The sequence below is a fragment of the Enorma massiliensis phI genome (genome assembly GCF_000311845.1).
Classification (GTDB): Bacteria; Actinomycetota; Coriobacteriia; order Coriobacteriales; family Coriobacteriaceae; genus Enorma; species Enorma massiliensis.
This window is the reverse complement of record NZ_HE978575.1, coordinates 428115-444566: the sequence shown is the minus strand read 5'-3', so window position 1 is coordinate 444566 and position 16452 is coordinate 428115. Positions and strand designations below refer to the sequence as shown.

At 53.5% G+C, this 16452-nt stretch carries 14 protein-coding genes; 6 read left to right on the top strand and 8 right to left on the bottom strand.

Translation table 11 applies throughout. From position 1 onward, the window contains the following. Positions 1-14: 14 nt before the first annotated feature. From HGEM_RS08640 to HGEM_RS08615, 6 genes are all read right to left on the bottom strand, one after another. Complete coding sequence (locus HGEM_RS08640) at positions 15-3398, bottom strand: DEAD/DEAH box helicase family protein (RefSeq protein ID WP_019129036.1); 3384 nt, start codon at positions 3396-3398, stop codon at positions 15-17. Next, positions 3395-4561, bottom strand: coding sequence for a restriction endonuclease subunit S (locus HGEM_RS09825; protein WP_019129035.1), 1167 nt, complete (start codon positions 4559-4561; stop codon positions 3395-3397). The genes HGEM_RS08640 and HGEM_RS09825 overlap by 4 nt, the downstream gene beginning before the upstream one ends. A gap of 36 nt (positions 4562-4597) precedes the next feature. Next, complete coding sequence (gene xerA / locus HGEM_RS08630) at positions 4598-5578, bottom strand: site-specific tyrosine recombinase/integron integrase (protein WP_019129034.1); 981 nt, start codon at positions 5576-5578, stop codon at positions 4598-4600. Positions 5579-5747: 169 nt separating this feature from the next. Next, a complete protein-coding gene (locus HGEM_RS08625) occupies positions 5748-6917 on the bottom strand; it encodes a restriction endonuclease subunit S (RefSeq protein ID WP_019129033.1) in 1170 nt (389 codons plus the stop codon). Beyond that, positions 6917-8437: a class I SAM-dependent DNA methyltransferase gene (locus tag HGEM_RS08620; RefSeq protein WP_019129032.1), complete on the bottom strand. Its 1521-nt coding sequence runs from the start codon at positions 8435-8437 to the stop codon at positions 6917-6919. The genes HGEM_RS08625 and HGEM_RS08620 overlap by 1 nt, the downstream gene beginning before the upstream one ends. 33 nt (positions 8438-8470) lie before the next feature. Continuing rightward, positions 8471-8938, bottom strand: coding sequence for a restriction endonuclease subunit S domain-containing protein (locus tag HGEM_RS08615; protein WP_019129031.1), 468 nt, complete (start codon positions 8936-8938; stop codon positions 8471-8473). Positions 8939-9578: 640 nt separating this feature from the next. Between HGEM_RS08615 and HGEM_RS08610 the strand changes: the two genes are divergently transcribed. The 6 genes from HGEM_RS08610 (at position 9579) to HGEM_RS08585 (ending at position 14274) form a co-directional block, all read left to right on the top strand. Continuing rightward, positions 9579-9926, top strand: coding sequence for a hypothetical protein (locus HGEM_RS08610; protein WP_019129030.1), 348 nt, complete (start codon positions 9579-9581; stop codon positions 9924-9926). Between the two features lie 215 nt (positions 9927-10141). After that, positions 10142-10477 (top strand): type II toxin-antitoxin system RelE/ParE family toxin, encoded by a 336-nt coding sequence (locus HGEM_RS08605; RefSeq protein WP_019129029.1) that lies wholly within the window; start codon positions 10142-10144, stop codon positions 10475-10477. Between the two features lie 60 nt (positions 10478-10537). Then, positions 10538-11659, top strand: coding sequence for a HigA family addiction module antitoxin (locus HGEM_RS08600; RefSeq protein ID WP_019129028.1), 1122 nt, complete (start codon positions 10538-10540; stop codon positions 11657-11659). A gap of 150 nt (positions 11660-11809) precedes the next feature. After that, positions 11810-12157: a type II toxin-antitoxin system RelB/DinJ family antitoxin gene (locus HGEM_RS08595; RefSeq protein WP_019129027.1), complete on the top strand. Its 348-nt coding sequence runs from the start codon at positions 11810-11812 to the stop codon at positions 12155-12157. After that, positions 12154-12675: a type II toxin-antitoxin system VapC family toxin gene (locus HGEM_RS08590; RefSeq protein ID WP_019129026.1), complete on the top strand. Its 522-nt coding sequence runs from the start codon at positions 12154-12156 to the stop codon at positions 12673-12675. Before HGEM_RS08595 ends, HGEM_RS08590 begins: the two co-directional genes overlap by 4 nt. Positions 12676-12891: 216 nt before the next feature. Further along, positions 12892-14274 (top strand): ATP-binding protein, encoded by a 1383-nt coding sequence (locus HGEM_RS08585; RefSeq protein ID WP_019129025.1) that lies wholly within the window; start codon positions 12892-12894, stop codon positions 14272-14274. A 72-nt stretch (positions 14275-14346) separates the two neighbouring features. Here HGEM_RS08585 and HGEM_RS08580 read toward each other — a convergent pair whose 3' ends face one another. Next, entirely contained in the window at positions 14347-15777 is a 1431-nt protein-coding gene (locus HGEM_RS08580; RefSeq protein ID WP_019129024.1) for an alanine/glycine:cation symporter family protein, read from the bottom strand. Between the two features lie 311 nt (positions 15778-16088). Then, on the bottom strand, positions 16089-16211 hold the full coding sequence (locus HGEM_RS10625; RefSeq protein ID WP_268257925.1) for a hypothetical protein: 123 nt from the start codon (positions 16209-16211) through the stop codon (positions 16089-16091). Between the last annotated feature and the right edge of the window lie 241 nt (positions 16212-16452).

Below are 16452 nucleotides of genomic sequence, written 5' to 3'. Positions count from 1 at the left end.
CTTTCATTTTCGGTTTATGCAGCGGGCGAAACGGCATTCTCTTTAATTGACTTGATTACAGTCACCAAGTTCATCTGCTGTTGAGTATTAAACATCTGCATGAAAGATTTCGGGCGATCGAACGGTGGATGATTAAGTGCCGCAGGCTCCATATATCCGTTCTCAACCACATAATCTATTACGCGTTTAATAAACGAGATCTGCTGTTCATTGAGGCTCTGATCGCTAAGAAAATCGGCAAAGGCCTCCATCGCCGCGTCCCGGTCGAGATGAACTACCCGACGAACTAAAAGGCCAAACGGAGTATCTTGATATGCTTTTGCGTAATCTTCCGCATTGCCAAGTTCGTGAGTAAAGATACGCTCGAGTTGGCTAAATTCATATTCAGTCATCGGCTTATTGGTCCGCAACTTGTGAATAACCACGTTATTAGAATAATCCCTAAGATAGCGCTCGACCTTAAGCCTATAGTTCTCGAAGTTTTCACCAATATCTGCGGACACTCCATAGGTCATTTCCGTGATCGGGTCATCCAGGTGGGTGATAACATCCCGTCGTTGCGGCCCAGTGATAATAAACTGAATAAGCGAGCGAAGTCGCCTGCGAATATCTTCAAGAAGCAGCAGGGTAGCCCCATCCAGCATGTCCCCTTCTGCGATTTGCCTAATCAGGGGCATTTGCTCGTTGATCTGGGGAACGGTCGACAACGACTGCAACAGCCTTGCCATACTCACAATCTTTTTCTTATACGAATCTGTATTTTGGGCTTTGCAGGTCGCAATCATGTAACCATACATGACGTTATCAAAGCGCAACGCAGAAAAGTCCGCCTCATCATTGACAACAAGCATCGAAATCGGATTCTTAAGCTCGGCAAACGAAACGTCAGAAAGCAGCGTAAAGGATTCGATACGGCGGTATTTCTCCACCTCTCGGCGATGTTTACGAACGGTGAAGAGCTCGTCATTCAAAGCGATTACCTGGCCGTGCATAGTTTCGACGAGCTCTTTTCTCCATGCCTGATAGTCATCGGCCGTAAAAGCGCTGTTTTGCAGAAGCATAGCGAGCTCTGCCTGCCTGCAAAAAACCTGCTCAGCAACGGAAACGGTTAACTTCCCTTCAACAACGTGCGGGTTTTCACGGAAGAACTCGAAATTGCGGCACCAATCGAAAATGAAGAAGCGCTCCTTGTCCTCGTGGGTGCCATCCAACGGGTCAGTAACGTTCAGCCCCTCGCATAAACGGGTTCCGCGACCAATCATCTGCCAGAATTTAATCTTGGAGCGAACCTTTTTGAAGAATACGAGATTTACGATTTCGGGCACATCAATGCCTGTGTCCATCATGTCAACCGACACGGCGATAACCGGCCGAACCTTCAGCTCAAAATCTTCAATAATGGTATGCGCATAGTCGTCAGAATGAACAACAGCCTGAATGTAGTCTCCCGGAAGTCCCGGGTAAAGCTTACCGAAACGCTCGACAATATAGCGCGCGTGCTTTTGGTTTTGGGCAAAGACTACCGACTTGCCCAACTCCTGACCGCCCTGGACATGGATGCCCTTCTCCATGAGCGTGACTAGAACATTGTCGACCGTTTCTTCGTTAAACACCCATCTATTAAGGTCTGTGCTCTCGATTTTGTCAGGAACCTCTTGGCCGGTATCTTCGAAATCTTCCTCAATCCGCTCTTGCTCCTCAGGAGATAGCTCGTCGTAGGTAATACCTTCGTCGATAAAGCTCGTATGAGTTTCTATGCCGTAATACGGAACAAGGACATGATCGACTTCCGTTGCTGTTTTGTATTCGTAAACATAGGTCGGCACGCCACGCTCAACATCAAAGAAGTCGTACGTATTTCGATCAACCTCGTTGGCAGGTGTTGCCGTGAGTCCAACGACAAGAGAGTCGAAGAATTCGAAAATCGCCCGATATTTCTTGAAGATAGAGCGATGCGCCTCGTCAACAATAATGAGGTCGAAATGCGCTGGCGTAAACATACGGTCGCCGTCTTCATTTCGCTCCCCATCAATTGCATTCATGATGGTCGGATACGTGGAGAAAACGATGCGAGCATTGCGCTCATCCTTATTTGAGCAGAGATTGCACAGAGACTCATTGGGCAGATAATCTTGGTAAGCGTGCTTTGCTTGCCTGACAAGCGCCACGCGATCCGCTAAGAAGAGGACGTTCTTAACATGCCCTGAACGCATGAGCACGTCAACCAGGGCGGCCGAAACACGAGTCTTGCCGGTTCCCGTAGCCATAACCAGCAAGCTCTTGCGATGCCCCTCTTCGATGTTAGCACATACGCGTTGGATAGCCTCAATCTGGTAATAGCGCTTTCCGCCGCCAGCTATCGCTTCATTTACTGTCAGGGTCGTAGGCTTTACCGTAGCCGCCCTACGGTTAAAAAGCTTCTGCAGATCATCTTGCGAGAAGAATCCGCTTACCGGACGTGGAGCACCGTTTTCGTCATCGACAAACAGTGTAGCGAATCCATTCGTGAGGAATATAGGCGGCTTATAGCCAAACTCCCTCTCAAGGCAACCTGCGTAAAGCCGCGCCTGCTTGAGACCCTTTTGTTCAGAATAAGAGGTGCGCTTCGCCTCGACAATGGCGAGCGGACGCCCGTCTTTACCCATAAGAAGATAGTCAACGTAGCCCACACCCGTGTTGTAACCCGGTTCAACCGGCATGCCGTGAACTTCTCGCTCTTGAAGAACGGTCTCGTCGAGTTTCCAGCCAGCGAGCGCAAGATCCCAGTCGATATAGTGCTTGCGCGTCTCAAATTCGGAGATGTCTTCTGGGTTGAAATCGCGCTTCGGCCTATCCTCTTCTTTGATTTGAGCCGCCTGAGCGCTCAGCTTCTTCAGCTCAGCCTCGAGCCGCTTAATCTCCTCGTCCTTTTCATTGAGAAGTGACTCGCGATCCTTAACGACCTTAATTTGAGCTGCTGTGAGTTGGATTCCTTTCTTTGGAATCTTTTTCTCATCAAATGTTCGTACAGAATAATCTGGGCCGTAGCAATAGTCGATCCAGTCAACGAACTCGAAAAGGCTGCGCAGTACCAAAATCGCGTCCGCGGGTGTAACGACACGCTCGGTGTGTACCGCAAGATTGCCAAGCTTGTTTATCCCAAGAAGCTTCCGCCATACGCGCTCATCAACAGCGTCCATGAACGACCGTTCGTGGAGCAAAGATGACAAATTGTCGCGGTAGGGCATGCTAATGTCTGTATCAATTGCATAGACCCACTTAACCGCGAGCTCAAGCGCTTTGCGACAGCCGACAGCACACATGGCGGGCGACGTAGAGAAAACCTTCTCCGCTTCAATGCAAGCATCCGCAAAGAGGCTATAGTAGCCATCTTCTCGTTTGAGAAAATCGAAGTTCATGCCAGCTCGCTCCGCCCGATAATCGCAATTCCACTGGATGCAATAACGTCATTATACTTAACCACCTGTTGTTGAACGACAAACCGCGATTTGTCGACCTCGGCGGCGAAGGTGAGAAAAGCATCTTGCAAACTGAGGGGAGGAATTGGAAGGTGCATTTCACCAAGAATTCTTTGATTCAGGTTTTGGATATTCGCCCCTCTTCCAATAAGCCTTTCTCTGCTTGATGGCTGCCTGAGCGACCAAACCAGATAAGGAATGCGAACGAGATCGGACGTGATGCGAAGACGAATGCAGAAACCGCTAAAGGTTACATCCTTTCTCCCAGGATATACCGACATGCAGCGACCAACTAGCTTCTTGTTTCCATTTGAGCGAACAAAAACGACGTCTCCGTCTTTAAGAAGGTTTTCCTCAGATGGAGGAGAAGCGAGCGATACGTAATTCAGATTTGTAACATCTTTTAGCTCCGATTTAGCGCCAAAATCTGAAACACCCAGACACCTAATCTCAACGCCAGACTCGCCTTTCCGATAATTAACTCCGTTCTTGAGTTCACCGAGTGATGCAATCGCTTTACACGGTAACCGCATTGGATTCTCAACAGGATCCCCGAACATCTCGACAAAGCGGGATTTGACCAGGTCGTCAAGGAGAGAGAGCTGATGTTCGTGAGTTTCCATCAGCCCCTCAATCCTCTCAAGCGTCGACACCCACCTTGCAATTTGCCTGGCGTCGGGAAGTCTTATTTCCATATCTTTTATCTTGCCCAACCTAATGGAGGGAAACGATGGGTTCTCAACCAAGGCATTAGGCTTATTCCATCTGAAATAGTGCTTCAAATAGAGAGTAAGCTCCGTGTTGTCTATAGCCACGCACGCAAGATGAGAGACAACGTAACAAGGCTCTTTTAAGACATAAACATTACCCGTCATGCAGGACATGCCGCTTTTTGCGAATAAGATAGTCCCCTCTGGAAACAGTTGCATACCGAGCTTGTCCGCGGTCATCTTGTCAATTCGTTCAAGTGATCTGGGGCTTTCACCATCGAGCAGCCGGGATAAACTTCCAGCCCTAACAAACGGTATCCCCCTCTCGGAAAACAGACCCTTCTTCGGCGCAACGTTACCGGCTTTCACACTCGCAATATCCCCCAGCCTCACGCGGCGGGCGCCCTCCCCCGCAAAGGGGGGTTTGTTTTATGCGATGTACCTTCGATGCGACATCCGAACGTTACGCTGATCGACCATCGCGTATCTGAGCGTCGTATCTATCTTTTGGTGTCCCAGCAACACCTGAACCTGCTCGATGGGCATTCCTTTGTCAATAGCGCGTGTTGCGAGCGTCCTTCTAAACTTATGGGGATGGACACGACAAATGCCCAGGCGCCGCCCCAATTCGCGCAGTCGTATCTCCACCCCGCTAATTTGCAGCCTTCTATTAGGATTGCAGAGCGAGACGAACAGGGCCGGATTATCATCGTTGCGCTCCGCAAGATACTCGACCAAATGAAGCTTCGTTCGAGCATCAAAGTAGACGCGACGCTCCTTTCCGCCTTTTCCCAAGACGATGCACTCTCTTGCCTCGAAGTCGATGTCCTCACGGTCGAGGTTCACCAGCTCTCCCACGCGAATACCCGTTGATGACAACAAGTCGACAATTGCGAGGTCGCGCTTTGTCGTGCAGCCATCACGCATCAGCTCAATTACTTCATCGGAATAAGTCTCTTTTACTGTCTTTACCGTTCGAATCTTCTTAATTCGGCGAGCGGGGCTCTTATAGATATAATCCTCCGCTTCAAGCCATGAGAAGAAACTCGATATGATGCGCCTTACGTTGTCGATTGTCACGTTACCAGCGCCGCTCTTTTCTCCATAACCGCCCAGATATGAGCGGATCTGCTCAGTTGTAGCTAGCATGAGAGAGCTGTTGAGCGTGCTCACAAACCTCACAAGCGTACTCCGGTAGTACTTAAGAGAACGACCAGAACAACCCTCGAGGCGTTTAGCATCAAGAAACGCCTCGAGGAGTTCAGTGTTGCCGAGGTGCTTATGACGCTCGACGGTCTGCTCAATGAAGCACTCAATGAGCGCATCGTGCAGACGGCGCATCTGCGTACCGTCCAACGTCGTCACCATCATCCGTTCGACCTGACGAATCGCATCGCTGATTGACAACATACCTGCCTCCATTCATCCGGGAGGCAAGCGTAGCGCGAATGTGCCTAATGTGCCCATCAGGCATCCGGGGGATGCGCAGCAAACCGGTGCGCCAGTAATCGTGCCTGGTAAGTTTGCACGTTTCCCCATAGCCAACGTCAATGCGAAACGACTTCTTCACGCTAGACTTCTAGCCGAAATACTCTTGCGCAAGACTGTCGTAAAGCGCCTGGAGCTTCTCGATTTGCTTCTGCACTACAACCCGCGATTTGTCGACCTCGGCGGCGAAGGCGGCGAACTGCTGCTGGAGGGCAAGCGGAGGAACACAGAAACTTTTCGCGGATAGCGATGTTTTGTTCAGTATGCCCTTAAGCTGCATGTTCACGCCTGAGCAAAGATAATCTTTTGACAATCTTAGAGCCCATAGCAAATATTCGACGTCAATCATTTCACTCGGAATCAGAGCGTTGATTTGTTGATTAAACGCTACACTGCGATCAGCAACGGCGACTTTCCCTATACTTTTTACGCTTCCAGCAATGCACGCCATCAATATGCTTCCAGCTGGTACAACGCGTCCTCTTAACGCACCTTCCTCGGAAAGCATCTCTGATGCTGTAGATAAATACTTTGCATCGGTAATATTATCCGTCTTGCACCACTCTATATAGTCACCGTAATTAGAAGGGTCTTTTCGTGGCGGCGTATTGCCCGTGACTATCGTGCATATTTCATCCAAACGTTTAGAGGGCCAAGCAACGCCATTGGTCGGATCCCCGAACATCTCGACAAAGCGGGATTTGACCAGATTATCGAATAGAGAGAACTGACGACGGCATACATTCATCTGTGCCCTGACGGTACCGAAGATGTCAACGATGCGTTTCTGTTGGCTAAAGTCTGGAAGCGGTATGCTCATTGCAGTTAGGTTATCTGACGTCAGAGTGCGGCGGCGAGCAGTGGTTCCCCTCATCTTGTCAGCGTAATACGCCATGCAGCTAGGTCCGTGCAGCGCAAGCTCAAGATAGCCCGGGAAGACAATACTCGCGTCAATATCCCAAACGTTGTAAGCGGGGCTCATAATTCCAGGCTTATCAAACCCCAGAACGTAAATCACGCCTTCATCTATTGGAAATCCAACAACGAGCTGACCGGGATAAACGACTTTGTATGAGCTAACGTCCTTCGAAGCAATCGCTTTCTTGAAACGCTCCGATTGCGCAATGATTCCATCGTGCATGGTCATCGATAGAACTGGGAACGACCTATCCCCGCAGCGCTCTGTTTTCGCCTTGGAAATCAGCTCGCCCAGCCTCACGCGGCGGGCGCCCTCCCCCGCAAAGGGGGGTTTGTTCGTCATTAGAGATCACCGCCCAGCATCTTCTTGAGTTCGGCTAGCCCAGCTGCCATCTGGGCATTAAGGTCTTCAAGATCGGCCAGAATTTCTTCTGTGGGCGGGTACTCAATGCGCTCATATTCGGTCTTTGCGTACTTGTTGAAGCTGAAATCGTAATCATTATCAACAATTTCCTGTTTCGGAACGAGGAAGCTCTTCTCCGTACGCTCGCGCTGGCGCTCGGAATCAAGCTTTACCCAGCGCTCAAGGATATCCGGAATATCGTTACGCTTCTCGTCTGGATCACGCTTATCATCAAGTGTGAAGCCATCGCCTTCCATATTGTAAAGCCAGACATCATCCGTGCCACCGGCATTGGTCTTGGTGAATACGAGGATCGCCGTGCTTACGCCCGAGTATGGCTTAAAGACACCGCTGGGCATATAGATAATCGCTTCAAGCTTCTGATTGTCTACCAGCTCCCGGCGCAGCTGCCCATATGCCTTGGAGTTTGAACGGAACAGCACGCCATTCGGAACGATGCAAGCGCAGCGACCACCGATTTTGAGCATGCGCAGGAACAGCGCGACGAATAACAACTCAGTTTGCTTGGTGTCAACGATGGCACGTAGGTTCTTATTGATGTCTTCAACATCAACCGATCCGGTAAACGGAGGATTCGCAAGGATGACGTCGAACTTGTTAGAGATGCCGTTCTTTTGCGAAATGCTGTCAAGGTAGCGAACATCAGGAGCTTCGACCTCATGGAGCATGAGGTTCATAGCGCTAATGCGCAGCATCGTCTGATCCATTTCGAAGCCGCTGAATTGGGGATTTGCGCCGTTCGTACCCGTGAAGGCGTCCCACTGTGCGGTTGTCATCTCATTCTCATAGTTGCTACGAATATGTTCAGCGGCGGAAATGAGGAAACCTGCTGTACCGCAAGCTGGATCGCAAATGAGCTCGCCAGGCTTGGGATCAACAAACTTCACCATCATGTCGCGGATGTGGGCGGGTGTGCGGAACTGGCCATTGGTGCCCGCCGTCGAAAGCTTTGAGAGCATGTATTCGTAAAGGTCGCCTAAGTCACCGATATGCTCGTCGAAATCGCGGAGCAGTTCATCTACACCTGTAACGGCCTTCTCCAAGAGCGACGGTTTGCCTGCGGGGAACCCAAAGGTTGCGTTCTCCATTGCACGGGAATATGCAGACTCGTCACCCAAGGTCTTAATGAACGGGAAAGCGAATCGGTCAACGATGCGATACATCTCTTCGGCACGCTTGTCTTTGAAGCTGCCCCAGCGCATCTCTTTACCGGCGATGGTCTCCTTTCGATCATTCTCGTATTCATCCGGGAAGATGTGCGGCAGAGGCTCACCGAGCATCGCTTCCATGCGCTCCGTTTTGAGCTCCTTTTCGTCAAGCTGACGCATGAACATTAGATAGGTGATATTGGTGATTACATCGAGCGGGTTAGTGATACCGCCCTCCCACATCTTCTGCCAGATGGCATCAACTTTGCTCTTTGTTGCTCCGGTAATCATATTGAAGTCCTTCTCCTTGTGGCCGTCTTTGAATCAGTTAATAGCCTGCACTATACGAGCGAACTCGCTTTGAAGTAACACGTTGCTCTTTTCGGATATGGCGCGGCAAAGTTCTTTGTACCTTTGGACGCCTTCAGAAAGAGCTCCGAGTCGCGCCTGCTCCTCTGTCGAAGGAACAGGGATCATTAAGTCACCGATATCCCTTTTCTTTAGAAGCTGGATAGTCATGCCTTTACTCATATTCTGAAGCTCTGTGTTTGCTTGTTCGAGTCCGAGAAATAAAGCAAGGTAACGCATATCAACTAATGATTCCGAGGTCGACCGAAGTATGAGACCAAATGAGGTGACCAGCAGCCCCTCATGCTCCTTGTCGATGTAGACGCAATCATAGGGGGTAGATGCTTTGATGATTACGTCGCCCTCTCGTGTAAAAAGCTCCTCTTTGACCTTCGAAACCTTCTCGATCACAAGCTGAGCGTCATCGATGCGCGAATCTGCCATCGCGGCTGGAACGAGCACCCTTGTTTCAATTAGGTCGTCTCCAACTGCTATTTTTTTGCGCGGCTCATAGGTGCGCCAGTTTTTATATCAACAAGCGAGCCAAGAGGCAGGTATTCGCAAGGCATGTTCATCTCCTTTCTGAATGGCATGCGGACCACAACGGCGCTTAGTTTTGCTATGCACCAGTTCTGGTGGTCTCTTTACAACACTAATGACTTACGCGATCGTCCTTTCTTCAATCCGATGTGGATTCTGATAGAAGCTGAAACATGTTCCAATTGTTAAGAACAATAATACTGGAGAGGGGGAACGAGTCAATAGAAATGTTCTAATTATTTTGAACATTTCTATTACTGCATAATCAGCTTTCTTGCAATCGGTTAGTCTCAACAGAGTTGACGCGTGAGCTGGCGTCATCTATTGCGTTGCGAACACAACGGTGCGCTCTGTCAGAGCGCGGCTAGCGTTAATCACCGAGCATCTCGAAAAAAAGTATCCGCATCGATAATATCGATATCAACACCTTGAGCTTTATATTCAAGCCCTTTCCTGTGTTTGCCAGACATCCCGCCCTTAACCGTGTGGTATTTACTGTAGTCAGCGACATCTAAATTATTAGTCGATTTCTAAAGAGCTCCGCATGGCACATATTGGCTGCGTCTGCGGCAACGACGTCCGCGGCAACAGCATCGAGACTATCTACCGCTTTGTCTCCGACGACCTCATGAACGAGTACGCGGAGAGCGAGACGTTCTTCGGCCTGCCCTATCTCCCCGGCGATAAAGCGGAAATCTGGCTTTGCAACGAATGCGGGCGCGCCATCTTCTCTGACGACGACGGCCTGTGCGTAACGCGGTATATGCGTCCCGCCGAACCGGCGGAATTCAGCCAATGCGATGACGATGCGAAGCGGGCGTATTGTACAACGATAAGGTCTTCTTCGACGCCGACGGAATCTCAGATGCCCCCACGCGGCTATGGCTTTTGAGCAGGGAGGATATGGCTGCGCTACGGCATTCAGATACTTCTACTGAGTAGCTGGCTTCCTCCAATGCACGTCACATGAGATGAGTAACCTTTTTCATTACATCATTATAGACACGTAGAATCGAAGCGCCTATACTACATGTAACTAATCAGGTTACATGAAAGGAGTGGCGTAAACATGACACACAATCATCCCCTCCTCATGGGCAGCGGTCAATGAAAATCTCGTTTCAAACCAAGAAGCTCCAGAAGCTTTGCGAGGACGAGCGCGAGATGCATAAGCGGCGGCCAGACATCGAGCGAAAGCTAAGACTTCGAATCGCCGCGCTTAAAGCAAGCGACAGCATCGCGCAACTAGAGGTGAACGACCCGTTAGGAAAATGGCATCGGCTCAAGGAAAACAGGAAGGGTCAGTGGTCAGGTGGCGTCTCGTCTAACGAACGAATCATCATCGAGCCGCTCAAAGATGGCGTCCGGATTATCGATATCGAGAAGGAAAGACGGTCGACCGAGGCGCGCGTTGTCGAAATAATTGATTATCACGAAGAGTAAGCAAGGAGAACTTAAAAGCGATACCTGAAAATTAAACACTGGAAGAGGAGATGATAACTCATGCCTACCAACTATGCCGTAGCGCCGGGTGAGTTCCTCCAGGAATGGATTGAGGAAGAGGGCAACGGCATCACCCAGGCAGAACTTGCACAGCGGCTTGACGTGTCTAGAAAACTTGTAAACGAGATCATAAACGGAAAAGCGCCGATTACGCCAGATACCGCAATTAGGCTAGGCCGCGTCACCTCAATTCCGAGTGACGCATGGCTTCGCTACGAAGCACAGTATCAGAATGATTGTGCTCGCCTGCGAAACGATCAGCAGCTGAAGCAGCATGAAGGCATTGTCACGCCTCAGCTTGGCGCATACCTGCGTAAGTTGGGAGCCACCACGGCGACCATGCGGGATAAGACACAGGTTCTATCGGATCTGCTCAGCTTTACCGGCTACGGCACCTTTGAATCCTTCTCTGCTGGTTGCTCCATTAAGCTCGGCGCAGCGCTTTCGACGCTCCGCGAGTCCAGCGCTACATACGACGAAGCGCTCATGATGACCTGGCTCGCAGCCGGGGAGCGCACTGCCGCATACAAACGCGCCCACTGCCTCAAATTCGATCGGAACGGGCTGGAGAAGCTCCTCCCTCAACTCAAGGAGCGTGTTCTGTCTGCCGACGACACTATGCTCGACGACATAATTCAGCTGCTCGATAGCGTTGGAGTGATATGCCAGTTCATCGAGCCGCCCGAAAAGTTCCCCATCTACGGCATTGTCATTTGGACGCGCAACGGTGTGCCCGTAATTCAGCTCACCGGTCGCCGCAAGAAAAACAACAATGTGATCTGGACGCTCTTCCATGAGCTCGGCCACATCCTTAATGATGAAACCCCCACAACGCAGCTCGAATTCAATAAGTCATCCAGCAAGCGAAAAAGCGAAGAGGTTGCTGCCGACCAATTTGCTCGTGATTGGCTATTCGGCGGAGGCGTAAGTGAGTATCGGGGCATGAACCGTGCCCACGACATCGAAGCGATGGCGCGACAGAAGGGTGACGTCCCCTGTATTGTCGTGCAGGAGCTGCATCGAAAACGGATGCTCGAGCGCAGCTACTGCAACCAGCTTATCTTCGACGTGCGCATTCCGTTCCAAGAGCAAGATTATTCTCCGCAGAATAATTCTATCTAGAATAATCTTTAGCTTGGTGTGGCTTCGCTTTGCAAGATCGAAGCGGGAACGCAGCACAGCGCTCCCGCGCCCAAGGGGGATGAAACGAAACCGTCCCCAAGCAACCCATTTGCTATACTTATTTCAAAGTTCGTATAGCAGGAGGTTGCCATGGCCGCCGCACAGATGAACATCCGAATGGACTCCGCTCTCAAGGCATCCGGCAACGCCGTCATCGCCGAGCTTGGGTACACGCCGTCGCAGGTCGTGCGCGCGCTGTGGGAATTCGCCACCGTGCAGGGCACGCTCCCGCCCGCCTTGACGCACCTGCTACGCGGCGATCAAGCTGCCGGCGCGGCGGACAGCGGCACTCCCGACCGCATGTCTGAAGGCGCTGCGATCGTTTCGTCCTTCTACCAGAAGGTCGGCATCGAGGAGCCCGTGGATGGCGCCGTCGATTACGACGAGCTCCGCGAGCTTGCCGCGGCCGAGCAGCTCGAGAAATGGGGGCTCGCATGACGAAGTCCCCGTGCGAAGGCGCTCGCCTCCCCATCAAGATCCTCGTCGACACCAACATCTGGCTTGATTACTTCCTCGCGCGCGGCGTGCATCACCATGCGGTGAGCACGTTTATAGCGAAGACCTACGGACGCGAGGACATCGCGCTCTATGTTCCATCGCTCTCGCTTAAGGACCTCGCGTACCAACTTGCGAGCCTCATGAAGCTCGACGCTCGACGTGCCGGAAAGGACATTACGCCCGATATCGCCGCTGCCGCGCGTGAGGTTTCCTGGGGCTGCGTGCGCAGCGTGCTCGAAAAAGCCCTTGTCGCACCCGTTAGCCGCACGGAGGTGCTCGGCGCCTTCACCTACAAGCGCATCCACGATGACTTCGAAGATGACCTCGTCCTCGCCGCGCTCGACGACGTCGATGCGAACTTCCTCATGACGCACGACGACGCGCTCAGGCGACACGTAGGCGATTTCTGCATTACCGCCGAGGAAGGGCTCGAGCTGCTCGCCGAACTTGATGGGTAGTTACCTGAACGGCGCATATTCGCAGCGGGAGTAAGCCGTAGCGCCCTGCGCCTGGGGGGACGGCGAGCTCGGAGTCGAGTGCGTCAGCTTCGGTAATCCTCGTGCCTGGGAGGATGAAACGAACCCGTCCCCAAGCAACCCCTACCAAGCTAATCTGTTATACTTTACTCAAAAATTTTGACTCAACTTTTTTGAGTAAACTGAGGTGAGTAAAAAATGACATTCATCGGCCGCACGAAAGAGCAGGAAAAGCTCCTGGCCCAGCTTTCCTCCCCCATCCAAAACGCAGCACTCCTCTACGGCAGGCGGCGCGTTGGCAAGAGCGAGCTCATCCTCCACACCATGCGGCAGGCAAGCGACGCACGTACCATCTACTACGAGTGCCGCCAGACCACCACCGAGAACAACACGAAAAACCTCTCCGAGGTCATCGCAGAGGCCTTCGATATGCCGCCGCTCGCCTTCTCCGACATCGAGGCCACCCTGCGCTTTGTCTTCGACCGAGCGACAGGCGAGAAGATCGTGCTCGCCATCGACGAGTATCCCTACCTCCGCGACGTCGTGAAAGGAATGGACAGCATCCTCCAGGTTCTTCTCGACGAGTATCGCGACCGCTCGCACCTCTCGCTTATCCTCTGCGGGTCGTACGCAGAGGTCATGAAGTCCCTGCTGGAGCGAGACAACCCCCTCTATGGGCGCATCGACCTCAAGATCAACCTCCAGCCGATGGACTACTACGAGTCTGCGCAGTTCTATCCGGAGCGTTCCTGCGAGGATAAGGTTCGTCTCTTCAGCGTGTTCGGCGGCATTCCGTACTACAACCGCCTCATTGACAAGAACGCATCGGTTCGGGAGAACCTCATTCACCTGATTCTCGAGCCGGATGCGCGGCTTGAGGACGAGGTGCCCTCCTACCTGCTCTCCGAGATTTCGAAAATCGGCAACGCCCACGAGATCTTCTCCGCCCTCGCCGACGGGCATGCCCGCTACCGAGACATCCTGAGCCAGTCGCACGTCTCCAGCGGCGCGACGCTGGTCAACGTGCTCAACAGGCTGATCGGGATGCAGCTTGTCCAACGGCGCTCACCCATCAACGATCCCAACAACAAGAAGCGTACCTCGTACGTCATCTGCGACGGGCTCTCCAAGTTCTACTACCGCTACGTCTTCAGGTATCTGTCGCAGCGCAGCGTCCTTGACCCCGAGGTCTATTACGACCGCTACGTGAACGACGACTTTGAGACCCAATTCGTCCCCCGCGCCTTCGAGGAGGTGTGCCGCCAGTACCTCGTACGACAGAACCGCATGGGTAATAGCGAGCCACCCTTCGACCTGATAGGCACGTATTCCTACGACGATCCGGTGACAAGGACGAACGGAGAGTTCGACGTTGTAACCAAAGACCCGCTCGGATACTCCTTCTACGAGGCGAAATTCCGCACGACACCCATCACACAACGGATGATCGAGGATGAGATCGAGCAGGTACAGCGGACGGGGCTCACGTGCCACCGGTACGGGTTCTTCTCGCGCTCCGGGTTTGAGGCGCAGGCAGACGAGCGCACGGCGCTCATCGGGCTGGAGGAGCTGTATCGGTAGGCGCTCGCCATTGGTGTGCAGGCATTCCTCGCGTCCGAAGGGGATGAAACGAACCCGTCCCCAATCAACCCATTACTTGTCCCTAAACACCAGCAGCCCGTCGTAATCCGTGTTGCGCGGGCGCCGCAGATCGGGGTCGCGGAAGAAATCCTGCGAGAGGCGCCTGATCACGGGCGCGAGTGCAATGAGCGCGATGAGGTTGGGGATCGCCATGAGGCCGTTGAAGCAGTCGGCGAACTCCCACACGGCATCGAGGTTCGCCACGCAGCCCGCGAATACCATGGCCACATAGGCCACCTGGTAGATGCGGATTGCCACACGGGCACCCCGGCGCGCGCGAAACAGGTACTCCACGCACTTCTCGCCATAGTAGTACCACGCGATGAGCGTCGCGAAGGCGAAGAGCATGAGGCCCACCGTCACCACGTACTGGCCACCCGGGATGCTCTGCCCAAAGGCCGCCGAGCTCATGGCGCCCTCGGACATCATGGGGTCTGCGCACCAGAGCCCGGAAGTGATGATCACGAGCCCCGTGATGGTGCACATGACGATGCTGTCGAAGAACACCTCGAACGTGCCCCACAGGCCCTGGCGGGCGGGATGGTCGGTGTCGGCGGAGGCGTGCGCGATAGGCGCCGAGCCCATGCCGGCCTCGTGGGTGAACACGCCGCGCGACATGCCCACACGGCAGGCGTACATGACCGTCGCCCCCACGAAGCCGCCCGTTGCCGCCGTTCCGGTGAAGGCATCGCGGAAAATCATGCCGATGGCGGCTGGAATTTCGGCCGCGTTGAAAACGAGCACCACGAAGGCGGCGATGAGATAGAACACAGCTGCGAAGGGCACCAGCACCTCGGTGATCTGCGAGATGCGTTTGATGCCGCCGATGAGAACGAGCCCGGCAAGCGCCGCCACGACGGCGCCGATGGCGGGCAGCGGGACGCCAAAGGTCGCGTTCACGCTGGTGGCAAGCGAGTTGGCCTGCACGCTCGCCCCGATGCCGAACGAGGCCAGGAAGCCGAAGATGGCAAAGAGCACCGCGAGCCAGGAAACGCCTAAGCCGCGCGAGATGTAGTACATGGGGCCGCCCACGATCTCGCCGCGCTCGTTGCGGGTTCGATAGGCCACCGACAAGGTGACCTCGCAATATTTGATGACCATGCCCGCGAGCGCGCTCAACCACAGCCAGAAGATAGCGCCCGGCCCGCCCGTTGCCACGGCAAGCGCCACGCCCACGATGTTGCCCGTGCCGAGCGTGGCGGCAAGCGCGGTGCATACCGCTTGGAACGGCGAGATGGCACCATGCTCTAGCTCAGATTTGTCGAGGCGGTTGAAGAGCGTCTTGGTGGTGTAGCGCATCACGACGTTGAAACGCGTGAACACGGCTCCTTTGGTAACGATGAGCAAGAACACGCCCGTCCCGATCATCAGCACGACCATGGGAATGCCCCATAGCACGTTGTTATTCAGTGCGGCCAGCATGGACATAATCTGGTCAAGCATGGATTTCCCCTCGATAGGCCTCTTGGCGGCCGCGCGCGGACAGCGCGGCCTGAGAGTTTAATGTACATGCCCCGTGTTTCGGGGATGTGAACGCGCGTCCGCAAATGGCCCACGGCAGCCCCGCTCCAATCCCAGCTAAGCCATCCTCGTCGGACGGAAGGCCGGACATGCCCGTTGCCCCCCCGTTCCAAGCGATCCGAGCCCCTGCAAAGACAAGCCCGTTGGCCATGGCGAATAGCGTAAAGGGCGCCGCCGAGACGTTCGGCAGCGCACAAGCGCCTGCCCAGCACACGCCGGAGCTCCTTTGGTCGTCAGGTAAGTGCCCGAAAACACGCGTAGTCGATGCGCATGGCCTCGTAGGCGGCTGCCACGCGGGCGTAGCGCGCGGGGACGCAGCCCATGCGGTCGATGACATGGGCTGGCAGCACCAGCATGCGGCGTACGTCAGGACGCTCACTGAGAATGGGTTCACCCAGAGCATGTCGAGAAAGGGACTGCCTGGACAACGGGGCGACCGGGCAGATCTTCGGCCATATGAGGAACGAATTCTTTCGCGGCCGTAACACACAGGTGATGTGTGATGCACCGCAAAGCTGATTCCATACCTCAATTTATCCAGTTTGTTGGATAGATTTACCAATTCACCGATATTCATCTAGATAAATGGATAGAATT

Excerpts from the sequence above, each read along its gene's own strand:
- HGEM_RS08620 (WP_019129032.1), bottom strand. The coding sequence starts at position 8,437 with ATGATTACCGGAGCAACAAAGAGCAAAGTTGATGCCATCTGGCAGAAG.
- HGEM_RS08595 (WP_019129027.1), top strand. The coding sequence starts at position 11,810 with ATGGCCGCCGCACAGATGAACATCCGAATGGACTCCGCTCTCAAGGCA.
- HGEM_RS08610 (WP_019129030.1), top strand. The coding sequence starts at position 9,579 with ATGGCACATATTGGCTGCGTCTGCGGCAACGACGTCCGCGGCAACAGC.
- HGEM_RS08590 (WP_019129026.1), top strand. The coding sequence starts at position 12,154 with ATGACGAAGTCCCCGTGCGAAGGCGCTCGCCTCCCCATCAAGATCCTC.
- HGEM_RS08580 (WP_019129024.1), bottom strand. The coding sequence starts at position 15,777 with ATGCTTGACCAGATTATGTCCATGCTGGCCGCACTGAATAACAACGTG.
- HGEM_RS08625 (WP_019129033.1), bottom strand. The coding sequence starts at position 6,917 with ATGACGAACAAACCCCCCTTTGCGGGGGAGGGCGCCCGCCGCGTGAGG.
- HGEM_RS08640 (WP_019129036.1), bottom strand. The coding sequence starts at position 3,398 with ATGAACTTCGATTTTCTCAAACGAGAAGATGGCTACTATAGCCTCTTT.
- HGEM_RS08615 (WP_019129031.1), bottom strand. The coding sequence starts at position 8,938 with ATGGCAGATTCGCGCATCGATGACGCTCAGCTTGTGATCGAGAAGGTT.
- HGEM_RS08600 (WP_019129028.1), top strand. The coding sequence starts at position 10,538 with ATGCCTACCAACTATGCCGTAGCGCCGGGTGAGTTCCTCCAGGAATGG.
- HGEM_RS08585 (WP_019129025.1), top strand. The coding sequence starts at position 12,892 with ATGACATTCATCGGCCGCACGAAAGAGCAGGAAAAGCTCCTGGCCCAG.
- xerA (WP_019129034.1), bottom strand. The coding sequence starts at position 5,578 with ATGTTGTCAATCAGCGATGCGATTCGTCAGGTCGAACGGATGATGGTG.
- HGEM_RS10625 (WP_268257925.1), bottom strand. The coding sequence starts at position 16,211 with ATGCTGGTGCTGCCAGCCCATGTCATCGACCGCATGGGCTGCGTCCCC.
- HGEM_RS08605 (WP_019129029.1), top strand. The coding sequence starts at position 10,142 with ATGAAAATCTCGTTTCAAACCAAGAAGCTCCAGAAGCTTTGCGAGGAC.